This window comes from Acetivibrio ethanolgignens (assembly GCF_001461035.1).
Taxonomy (GTDB): Bacteria; Bacillota; Clostridia; order Lachnospirales; family Lachnospiraceae; genus Velocimicrobium; species Velocimicrobium ethanolgignens.
Window position 1 is genome coordinate 1 of record NZ_LNAM01000211.1, and the last position, 11,488, is coordinate 11,488.

Annotated in this window: 9 protein-coding genes; all 9 read right to left on the reverse strand. The window is 46.8% G+C overall.

Translation table 11 applies throughout. From position 1 onward, the window contains the following. Positions 1-66: 66 nt before the first annotated feature. Complete coding sequence (locus ASU35_RS17125) at positions 67-2,310, reverse strand: hypothetical protein (protein ID WP_058354181.1); 2,244 nt, start codon at positions 2,308-2,310, stop codon at positions 67-69. Next, positions 2,310-3,458, reverse strand: coding sequence for a prepilin-type N-terminal cleavage/methylation domain-containing protein (locus tag ASU35_RS17130; RefSeq protein WP_172794668.1), 1,149 nt, complete (start codon positions 3,456-3,458; stop codon positions 2,310-2,312). The genes ASU35_RS17125 and ASU35_RS17130 overlap by 1 nt, the downstream gene beginning before the upstream one ends. A 25-nt stretch (positions 3,459-3,483) precedes the next feature. Further along, positions 3,484-4,125, reverse strand: a complete 642-nt coding sequence (locus ASU35_RS17135) for a hypothetical protein (protein WP_058354183.1) — start codon at positions 4,123-4,125, stop codon at positions 3,484-3,486. Between the two features lie 15 nt (positions 4,126-4,140). Beyond that, complete coding sequence (gene pilM / locus ASU35_RS17140; protein ID WP_058354184.1) at positions 4,141-5,850, reverse strand: pilus assembly protein PilM; 1,710 nt, start codon at positions 5,848-5,850, stop codon at positions 4,141-4,143. Between the two features lie 113 nt (positions 5,851-5,963). Next, on the reverse strand, positions 5,964-6,746 hold the full coding sequence (locus tag ASU35_RS17145) for a prepilin peptidase (RefSeq protein WP_058354185.1): 783 nt from the start codon (positions 6,744-6,746) through the stop codon (positions 5,964-5,966). 41 nt (positions 6,747-6,787) lie between these two features. Next, on the reverse strand, positions 6,788-7,249 hold the full coding sequence (locus ASU35_RS17150; RefSeq protein WP_058354186.1) for a type II secretion system protein: 462 nt from the start codon (positions 7,247-7,249) through the stop codon (positions 6,788-6,790). A gap of 93 nt (positions 7,250-7,342) precedes the next feature. Beyond that, positions 7,343-8,551, reverse strand: coding sequence for a type II secretion system F family protein (locus ASU35_RS17155; RefSeq protein ID WP_058354187.1), 1,209 nt, complete (start codon positions 8,549-8,551; stop codon positions 7,343-7,345). A 35-nt stretch (positions 8,552-8,586) separates the two neighbouring features. Beyond that, positions 8,587-9,645 carry a type IV pilus twitching motility protein PilT gene (locus ASU35_RS17160; protein WP_058354188.1) on the reverse strand — a complete coding sequence of 353 codons (1,059 nt, stop codon included), beginning with the start codon at positions 9,643-9,645 and terminating at the stop codon, positions 8,587-8,589. A gap of 5 nt (positions 9,646-9,650) precedes the next feature. Beyond that, on the reverse strand, positions 9,651-11,372 hold the full coding sequence (locus ASU35_RS17165) for a GspE/PulE family protein (protein ID WP_058354189.1): 1,722 nt from the start codon (positions 11,370-11,372) through the stop codon (positions 9,651-9,653). Positions 11,373-11,488 lie beyond the last annotated feature (116 nt).

Sequence of the window (11,488 nt, forward strand, 5' to 3'; positions counted from 1 at the left end):
AATTCCCCTCATGAATGAGGGGCTAGGGGAGTTGATGTGTCGAAGACACTTTTTTATTCTCATCTTCTATTCCTCATTCTTTTTCCAGCCCTCATAGGTGATATAGCTACCATAATCAATGGTATTTTTCAATGGGTTATTGTCATCCTCATTCTTCACCTTAAAATAGGAGCGGAACTGATTTGTCGTATCTGCCTGGAACGTATCCTGCACCATCTGGGATGCGGCCTTAAAGGCCAGGCCGGTACCAGACATTTTCACATCACCACCAGCCAGAACCATTCCCTCAAAATTGCTATTCAAAGTAACATTTCCAGTGGCTACGATAATACCACATTTTTCACCTGCGGCCTTGCCTGCATCAAAGGTAAAATCACCCTTTGCCAGCCATACCACTGTCCGTTTACCATCAGCTAATTCTATAGAAACAGCCTTCGACATTCCGTCACTTAGGTCTGTATTCAGCTTATTCCGATCCACCAGACGGTCAAAGAGAGAATTTCTCACCTTCTCCTCTTCACTTAAACGTACACTGCCTCCATAGCTCTCCGGAAGATTGGAAATCAGCCCCAGCTGTCTTGACTTATAGGCTCTTCCATAGGTAGTTGCATAGGCATCAAAGAAATCTTCCTTCCCACCAGTATTGCCACCCTTGATATTCATCTGTCCATTAGAAGCTCCTTCCTGGTACAGAAGACTTCCGGACACCAGAAGAATCTGCTTACCATCTCCCAGACGGATACCCTGCTCTGAAAGATAGCGTCTTGCACCTGCGTCCTGGGTATTTTTCTGGGCCGCATAGTAGAGCTCATGGAAATGAGCCGCCGCTTCCTGATTCTTAAAGTTAAGATAATAGTAGCAAACCCTAGAGCTGCTTTCCTGCAGATAGTAGCGGGTCAGCGGACGAGCCGTATCCAGATATTCCTTGACCTCAAATCCCAGATAGCTCTCATAACCCTTTAAATCAAAGCGATAGGAGGTGCTATCCTCAAAGGTATAAGAATCACCAGTACCACTATTTTCCGTCAAAACAAAGGCCTTTGGCACAAAATATGCCATCTGACCGCTCTTAACTCCCAGAGACTCTCCCGTCAGGATATCCTGGTTTCCTTCTCCCGCACGGCGGGAGATAAAGCTTCTTCCTGCAAGCACCAGCTCCTTTAGACCAGTCATATCCAGAGTATTATTTTTTCCATTGACAAGAATAGCACTGCTGTAGGCGGAGTCTGTAGCTGCAGCCTCTCCGGTACTATAATCCTTTTTATTATGGTAGCCATAGTAGCTGCCGGACAGGGTTACCTTACCCCCGTTTCCATTCATTTCCAAGTCGTCCTCAATATAGGTCTTTCCTGTAATTGAAAGCTGGGAGCTGCTGGTTCGGCTGTCTGCTTCTACCAGCAGGTTCTGTGCCCACAGGCTGGCGTCCTGTCCCTCATTTCCTTTAAAGTCAGCCTTACTGCTATTGGATACCAGTACATCCCCCCGGGTAATCACCTGCTCCCCTGTAACGGTAAGATTTCCACTATTTTGAACTACAATTCCTGCCTTACCATTTTCTCCTGTCTTTTTCCGGTTCACTGTTCCTGCATAGAGGTTTCCCTCTACTGAAATATTTTGGGAGCCATCTACTACAAGCTGGTCATCTGCCAGAATCGCATATCTCGTATATTCCGGGTAAAGGCTCTCCTTAGAAAAGCTGACAAAAGGGACTTCCATCCGGATATCGGTTTTTAAAACCGTCTCATAATCCCCCTCCTGCTTAAGGATTTCTATGTTTTTGAGAAGCAGATATTTCTGCTCAGAAAAGACCTGAATCATCGCCTTATTCTGCTCCCAACGAATGCTATTTTTTTTCTCCTCTAGCATAGAGTCCTGAGCCAGATAGCTCTCCAGCAGCTCCTTCTTATAGCGGTATTCCTTCCCTGCCTCTGGAAGCTTTCCTCCGTTAGCTGGTGTTTCCCTGGTCAGCTTCTGCAAAAGGCCATCCATGTAGTACTCCTCAAAGGCACTCTGCAGCACCGATGTTTTACTGATTGTTCCATAATTTTCCAAAACCTTGGTATAGGCCTCTGCTACCGCCTCTGAGGAGGTATTGGCAAGTCCTGCCTTAATCTCATCTAGTATGGAGTCGGTATCATAAAAGTTTTTCTGCGTCTTTGTATTAACAGCCTTCATCTGCATATTGATATGGGTCATAGAAAGTATGGAAGACCCTAAAATACCAAGAAAGAAAACGGCAACCATCGTAAGCACCGTGATTGATCCACGGTTATCCAATTTCCTTCCATAAAATTTCAGCTTCTGCTTCATCACTGAATACCTCCTTCATAAACCCCCTTCAGGGTAGCCAGTGGCTCCTGACCCGTTTCCACAGCAGGATCCTTTTTAAAAACCTGAACGGTAAGCTCTGACATACGGGAATAATTCTCCCTTTGCTCCACCACTGTTTCCACTCCGCTGCTACCGGTAATCTTCACATTAGAATAGATGTGCTCCGCAATTTTTGAAGTTCGGATATCCTGCTCTCCACCATTCGTTCCCCGGGTAGAAATGCTGTAGTTATAGCTCTTCTCCTCCAGAGCACTGCGGTTTTGACAAATCAGATACAGACCCTTTGCCAGAAAGCTGGTGGCAGTTCCATTAAAAATGAACTGCTCCTGTAGGGTAAGACCAGCGGCCTGGGAGGAATCGGCATTGAAAAATATCCAGATATTCTGCTTGCTAAGCTCTGCCTTCCTTCGAACAAAGGTGTTTACCTCCTGCTTCACCTGGGTTGGTGTCTCTGCTCCATTCAGACCGATAATCCCATGCATATTGGTTTTAAAATAATACAGAAAATAGACCTCTATCTTTACCGTATCTCCGTTATCCGAGACATCCATGTGAAGCCTTCGCTCCATATTTTTCTGAAAATAACTCTCATCTGTAGTCGGTATCACCGGATTATCCCTGGTGGACAGCTTAGCACAGGCGGCAGAATGCAGGCCCATAAACTGCAGGATAGCCCCCTTCTGGGTCAGCTCATCCTCAATGGCAATCACATCCAGCTGGCTATCCATCACCTCAAGCTCCGTATTTTTATAGCTTGTCCTTGGTATAGCAAAGGTCTCCACATAGTAGGATATCCCTTCCCGTTCCACCCGCTTTGTAAAGTGAAAGCCTGTTCTTGTGCCAGTGGCAGCATCCCTTAACTCCTCTGCTGAATTTCCATTTTGCTCATAGGCGGTTTTGATTGCCATAAGGCTTTCTCCACCCTTCATCTCCTCCAGGACTCCCTGGGCAACCAGGGTAGCTGTCTGGGCTCTTCTGGACTTTTGGGTATATTCCAGTGAATCCGTAAAATATTTCATCATGGGAAGAAAGGTGATAGCAAGCACTGCCATACACAGGATAACCTCAATCAGTGTAAAGCCGCCTTCTCCAGCTCCTTTGCTGGCTCCCTTTGATTGGTTTTTCATAGCTTTTCCCTTCTCTTTTATCAGTTTATTCCACCGTACGGAAAACATTATCTACTCCGGTAGCTGTGTAGGCAATTAAAGGCTCACTATAGGTTCTTTCCGTTCCCTCCAGAGAATACATGGAAAGGGTCATAGCACCTGTCAGTCCACCGGTAAGTGCATTGTAAGCCGTTGTAATCTCACTTACTGTAATCCTGTCCTTATGCTCCGCAAAAAATGCAAGAGCCTTCTTCAAATCCTCATAGGTGGTTTCATAAGAAATCATCACCTGAGAGCAATAGCCCTTTAAAGGAGTCTCAAAGCTATCATTCTGCCAGAAATCCGTATTCATGTTAAAGGCTTCGGAAAGAATTTTAAAGTTCCCTGCCTTTTCCAGCTCATTCAGAAGATAAATCCCATTCTGTGTTGTCTGTGCCCCAGGAATTCTGTCAATCATCTGCTGGGTAAGGCTTCTTTTTTCCTCGGTATCTCTTTCAATTTCGTCCTTACGAGCCTCTTTCTCCTGTAAAATATCTACCCTTTCTTTCAATACGCCATTCTCTTCCCGGAGAGCCGCTGTTTTTTTCATCGTTCCCTGAAAAATTCCAAAGTAAGCTAAAGCCAGAATTGCCAGGGCTGCTAGTAGAAGTAGCATTGCTTTTTCCTGTTCTGTAATTTTCATTCTCATTGTCATTCTCTCCTCTTATTCTTCCACAGTCTCTTCTGCTGTTTCCTCTGTATTCTCCACCGGCATCTCTACTCTCTCAAAGACGCTGTCACTTACCGCCTCCTCCGAGTATTTTGCAGCTACGGAAAATACGAATTTCTCCGCTTCTCCCTCGACGATACTGGAGGAAATCGCAGGAACAGAAACCTCTGTCAGGATATCAATCTGGTTCATTTGAAGAAGAAGCCAGGCTACCGAAATTTTAGTTGTTGTTTCCAGATTAATGGTAATGCCTTCCTCCGTTCCACTGATGGAGGTGACCACCATGTTCACCGGAAGTCGCTTCTCCAGCTCTTCTATCAGCTGTCCAAACCGTTCATTTCCGGTTTTGGTCATGAAATACATCTGGTTGATGGCACCATAATAGGCATTGACCTTTTCATTCTCCGTATAGACCGCCTCTACCGGCTCCAGCCGGACAATCTCTGTCTGAAGCTTCTCTCCTCTTTGCTTCTCTACCTGATACTGGAAAAGAGACCAGGCCGTCATACCAACTGCTGCTACTACAGAAAAGGCCATCACTACCTTTGCCAGCTGCATCTGCTCTTTTTTCGTTTTCTTACTTTCTTTTTCCTTCAGAAGGAAGCCAAGGGGTGCTATCGCTGCACCAATGGCTGAGAGAAACTCTGTCGTATCTCCTGCCTTAGCCCTTGCCTGTCTGGTAAAATCTACTTCAAAAAGCTCTTCCATCCTTATGGTACGGATGCCCAGCTCTCCGGCAAAAAACTCTGCTACACCATTTATCTTTGCACCGGTGCCGGTCAGATAAATGGTTTCAATCATACGCTCCGGATTCTTACTATGATAATAATCAATTAATCTCTGGATATTGTTAATATGATACTGAAGAGTCTCAGTAACCTCCTCCCTTGCCCTTAGGAAGGCCATAGCCTCCGGCCTCTCTGCCAGAGCTGCTGCTGCCTCCTCCTCGGCCGCCCTGGCCTCGCTGCGGGAAAGAATAACCTCGTGACTGGCAAGGTAGTCATAGGCCTCCCGCTCCGTATGTACATCAAAGACCTTATGCTCCATAAGGGACTCTGCCGAAGATCTGGCACCATAGGCCACCGTTCTTTGTACCACCAGATTTCCATTCTCAAATACCTGTATCATCGTGGTCTGCTCATTAATCTGAACGGTAATTCCTGTCTTTTCCTTTACCTGCCGCTTCAAAAGCTGTACACTACTGTTTCCTATATAATCAAGGGCCTCCACCCGAAAGCCCATCTTCGCAGAAAAGCTGTAATAATCCTGAATCAGGCTATCTGGTGCTGCAAAAAGCAAAAGTCGAATATCCTTTTTCTTATCACCTGTTGCTCCCTCTAAAATAGAGTAGGCTATGGTATAGCCTGAGATATCAATAGGAAAATAATCCTGTGCCGTCGCCTTCACAATATCTCCAAGCTGCTTTTCCCTGACCGGCGGCAGGGTAATCTCCCGGTTGGCAATGGTGGTAGAAGCAATGGTATATATAACATCCCTTACCCCCTTCATGCCGGCACTCTCCAGCTCCTTTTTCAGCACAGCTCCAAAGGCTGCCTTGTCTCTGATATAACCATCCTCTATGGTATTGGCAGGGGTATGGAAGGTATGTACCTTGTATACCTTTGGATGACTTCTTCTAAAGTCAATCTCGCAGACCTTGGTCTTTTGCACTCCTATTTCAATACTCAATCCTCTTTTTGCCATTGTATATCCTCCATTCCATTTGTCAAGTGAAATATTCCTATTCCAAAGGAAAAAGCAGACGTCTCTTCTGCTCTTTCCTTCAGAATTGAAGTCTGAAATCCTACTACAAAAAACTATAATCCAGCCAGTCCTGCATAAGCACTAACCAGCTTTTGTCCATACAGGACAGCAATAAAAATCCCCAGGGAAAGATAAGGCCCCAGGGCCAATACATGATCTGCCCCCTTTAGCTTCATCCGAATAAGGTGGAAAACCGAGCCAAAAATACAGCCCAGGAAAAAGGCCAGGATACTTTCCTGCCAGCCAAGAAAGAGACCGGCTGCCGCCATCAGCTTAATATCTCCACCACCGATAGCCTGTCCTCTGGACAGTAGATATAAAAGATATAAAAATCCACTGACACAGACAAAGCCAAGCAGGTGGTCGGTAAAGCTCTCCAGATCCAGCAGGGTCCTCACCAGCCCCAAAAGCAGGATAAAAGCGTTGCACTGGGGCGGTATTTCATAGGTTTTAAAATCAATACCGCTGATTACAAGGAGGGCAGACGATAAAAGGCAAAGCAGAAGGCTATCCGGGGAAGGGATTCCCCTTTCCCAAAGGCTCTCATCTGCCAAGAAGATGAGAAGATAGCATATCCCATTGAGAAGCTCTACCAAAGGGTAGAAAATAGATATCAAAGCCTTGCAGCTCCGGCATCTGCCCTTGAGAAACAGATAGCTGAAAACCGGCACCAGATCATACCATCGTATTTTATTACCACAGGTCGTACAGTGGGAGGGAAGGGAAAGAATACTTTCCCCCTTCGGTATACGCCAGATGCAGACATTTAAAAAGCTGCCAATGAGCAGACCGTATATAAGGGCCACGGTACATAAAAACAGGGCTGTGAATTCCATGATATATCTTCCTCCGGTTCTCTACGCTTTGTTAGTAAGGATTACTGTCCGATTGTAGTTATAACTGGTTCAAGACCAGTATCAGTAGCTGTAACTGTAACATTTTCTTTAGTAATTTTAATTTCGATACCTGTAACCTTACCTCCCTTTGTAGACTTTAAATCCTTTTTTAAATTATCAAGCGTACTATAGGTTAATTCCTTTAGTCTTGCCTGTACCTTTTTTTCAAACTTCACTTTAGGTTCATCACCAAAAAGCTTAACTGTATAAGTCCCTTCAGTATTCCAGTCTTCTGCACATTCTGTAACAGCTGTTACTGCTGCAGTTGCAATACTGCTGATAACCTGTTCGTCCTTAGCTTCTCTCGCACTGTTCATGTAAGGGATTACCTGGGTACCTACAACACCAACTAAGATAGCCATAATTGCTATAACGATGATAAGCTCCACCAGGGAAAAGCCCTTGTTATTTAGCTTCTGTTCTTTTTTGATTTCTTTTTCCATGATAACTCTCCTTATTTTACATTTATGAATGTGTTGTTACACTCTATTATTATCCTCCGGCCCTTGGCCAGCCGTCGGTATAATAGCTGGGTATTAGCCGATGCTGCTGTAAATACTGAACATCGGCATCAGAATAGCCAGAATGATCGGTACCACCACCAGAGCCATCACTACAATCATCAGTGGCTCCAGGGCGGCCGTCAGTGCCTCTGTCGCCATCTCTACCTCTTCATCGTAGTAGTCAGCGACTCGATCCAGCATAGCCTCGATGTTACCGGTCTCCTCTCCAATCTGGAGCATATGGCAGACCATCGGTGGAAATACACCCGAGGCCTGAATCGGTCTGGAAAGGGGAATACCCTGCTCCACATCCATCCTGGCATCCTCAATCACCTTACGAACCACCCGGTTACTCATCTGTCTCGCTGAAAGAGCTGTAGCCTCATTCAGGGAGATACCGGAGGACAGAAGGGTGCTTAGGGTACGGGTCAGCCTGGCCGAGGCTGTCTTAATATTCAGATTCCCAAAGAGAGGAATCCGAAGGAAAAATCTTCCCATCGTAATGGCTCCCCGCTCTGTCTTTGCAAAGGCCCGGTAAGCCACAACCAGAACCACCAGGGCTCCCAGCAGGTAATACCAGCTGTTTACCAGAAAGCCACTGATAGCCATAACGGTACGGGTAATAGCCGGCAGCTCACCGCCGATATCATCAAAGGTAGCGACAAAGGTCGGTACAATCTTAATCATCATTAAGAGCACAACAGAAATAATAACCACAATCAGAATCACCGGATACACCATGGCCTTCGCCACCATGGCCTTTAACCGGGCATCCTTTTCAAACTGCACCGCCATACGCTCAAAGGCATTCTCCAGATTACCGGTGGCCTCTCCTGCCTCCACCATGTTAATCAGCATTGCAGGGAAAATCTTGGCATTGGCCTTCATGGCACCTGCCAGGGTCTCACCCTTTTCCACGGCAATTCTGGTTTCCTCTATCGCCTTGGAAAAGACCTTATTCTCCGTCTGCTCCGAAAGCATCTGCAGGGCAGCCGTCACTGTGATACCAGCCTCCAAAATACTCTGGAACTGCCGGCAGAACACACCCAGCTCTCTTGGCTTTACCCTGGCTCCAATGCTAAGGTTGATCTCTTTATTCAGAAAATTTGGCTCTGCAAGGCTGACAACCAGCAGGCCATTTGCTTTCAGGATATCCCTCGCTGCGATCTGGCTGACTGCCTCCAGGGCTCCCTTTTTTTCTTTGCCATCCTTTTCAATGGCAACATAATTATATGTAGGCATCTCTTACCTCCAAACACAACAAAATTAACTGGTTTCTAAAAAATCCTCCGCTCCATGGCCACAGGATCCTGGGAAAAGCTGATGGCCCTTTCTCCATCAATCTTCCCCTGGACAAATAAGTCAAAAATCGCATCGTCCATGGTCTGCATCCCCAGCTTACGATTGGTCTGCAAAACAGAAGGAATCTGGTGGGTCTTTCCCTCCCGGATTAAATTCTTTATCGCCGGGACGGCATGCATCACCTCATAGGCAGCCACTCTGCCCTTCCCACCGACCACCGGTATCAGCTGCTGGGAAATCACCGACTCCAGCACCGATGCTAGCTGTATCCGAATCTGCTGCTGCTGGTGAGGGGAGAATACATCGATAATACGGTCAATGGTCGCCGCCGCTCCGATGGTATGGAGGGTGGAAAAGACCAGATGACCTGTCTCTGCTGCCGTAATGGCTGTGGCAATGGTATCCAGATCCCGCATCTCTCCTAGAAGAATCACATCCGGATCCTCCCGCAGAGCTGCCCGCAGGGCATTGGCATAGGACATGGTATCCAGTCCCACCTCCCGTTGGTTGATAACTGCCCGTTGATGATTGTGCAGATACTCAATGGGATCCTCCAGGGTAATGACGTGAGTGTTATAGTTCTGATTAATAATATGAATCAGGGATGCCAGAGTGGTGGACTTACCACTGCCGGTTGGCCCGGTAACCAGAACCATCCCTCTTTTTTTCTTCGTCAGCTCCACCACTGACTCGGGTATGCCCAGCCGCTCTGCCGTAGGAATGACCGTCTCTACCAGACGAATCGCCGCTGCCATGGAGCCTCTCTGACGAAAAATATTGACACGGTACCGTCCCAGCCTTGGAATCGAATAGGAAAAATCCACCTCTCCCTTTTCTCTTAAGGATAGCTCCAGGCTCTCCGGCAGGATGGATTCCAAAAGCCTCTGGGTATCTGCAGGCAGAAGTCTGGGAAACTCCATATTTTCCAGATTGCCATTCACCCTGCACTTGGGCGGCACACCGACTGTAATATGTAAATCCGAGGCCTTTTTTTCCTTTGCCGCCTCCAGCAAAATCTCTATTGTAAGCTCCATAGTCTTTACTCCTCGCAGACAATACGCTTTAACTCATCTATCGTTGTCAAGCCCTTGAGCACATTGGCGGCTGCCTTCATGCGGAGGGTCTGCATCCCTTCCTCCAGTGCCTTTTTCTGAATCTGTTCAATGGAAACATTTTTACTGATAATCTGCTTGATCCCATAGGAAACCGGCATGATTTCGTAAATACCGATTCGTCCGTGATAGCCACTTCCTCCACAGTGAACACATTCGCTGCGTCTGGCCTCCCGGAGGGAAACACTCTCCTCCTCAGCCACACCCAGCAGCTCCTTCTCCTCCTTTGTTGCCTCTCTTTCCAGAGAGCAGTAAGGACACACCCGCCGCACCAGACGCTGGGCAATCACTCCGATTACCGAGTCTGCAATGAGATAGGATTCAATGCCCATATCCTGGAGACGGGTAATGGTACTGGCCGCATTATTGGTGTGAAGGGTACTTACCACCAGATGGCCGGTAATGGAGGCTCGCACTGCAATCTCTGCTGTGATACTGTCCCGGATTTCTCCAATCATGATGATATCCGGATCCTGTCGCAGGATAGAACGCAGGGCAGACTCAAAGGTCATGTCTGCCTTTACATTTACCTGCACCTGATTGATACCATTGATATTGGCCTCCACAGGATCCTCTACGGTGATGATGTTTACCCCTTCTTTATTTAACTCACTCAGAGCCGTGTATAGGGTGGTAGACTTACCACTTCCCGTCGGTCCGGTTACCAGAATAATGCCGTGAGGATGAGACAGGATACGGTCAAACTTTTCCAGATCCTCTCCCTCCAGTCCCAGCTGCCGTTTATCCCTGGTCAGTGCCTTCTTCTGAGTCAGACGAAGTACTGCCTTTTCTCCAAAAATAGTCGGCAGTACTGACACACGGATGTCATACTCCATACGGTCTACTACACTGGTAATACGGCCATCCTGCGGCTTTCTTTTTTCAGAAATATCCATACCGCCCATAATCTTAAGGCGTGCCAAAAAGGCCGAATGCACACCTATATTGTGGCTAACAGCCTCCCAAAGAACACCATCTATTCGAAACCGGATACGAAGCCTGTCCTCCATCGGTTCAATGTGAATGTCACTGGCTCTTTTATGTACCGCCTGCTCAATCAGCTGGCTTACCAGACGAACAATCGGTGCCTGACTTATCTCGTCCTCCTCTTCCTCTCTTTCAACTGCTCCATACTGCTCCTTTTGCTCCCTTGCATACTGCTCAGCCACCTTCATGGCCTCGGTGCTTCCATAATAACGGTCAATTGCCACTGCGATATCCTTTGGCGTAGACACCACCTGCTCAATCTGAAAGCCGGTAGTAATCGAAATATCATCTACTGCCATAATATCCAGAGGATCACTCATAGCAACCCTTAGTATATTCGGGTTTTTCTCACTGAAAGCAAAAGGAATCATCATATACTTACGCAGCAATCTCTCGTCCGACAGTCGGACTATCTCCTCGGGGATCCGCACTGTCTTCAGAGAAATTCCGTCCAGCTTCAGCTGCTTTTGCAGTGCTCTGGCAATCTCCTTCTCTGTGGTATATCCAAGATCTACCAGGGTAACTCCCAGCTTTTGTCCATTCTTTTGCTCCTTCTGCACCTTAAGTGCCTCAAGAACCTGCTCCTCTGTTACGACTCCTTCCTCCTGAAGCAAATCTCCCAGTCTTTTTTTGCGGTGAAACTCACCAAAGCCTTCTGCCATTTTTCTATCCTCTTTCGTTTTTTATTGTCTATTTATTGCAGATTATTGTCTATTTACTATAAATAGTGTCTGCTGATTAAGCAGACATTTGCAACTTCCAACTCTTACATCTGCTC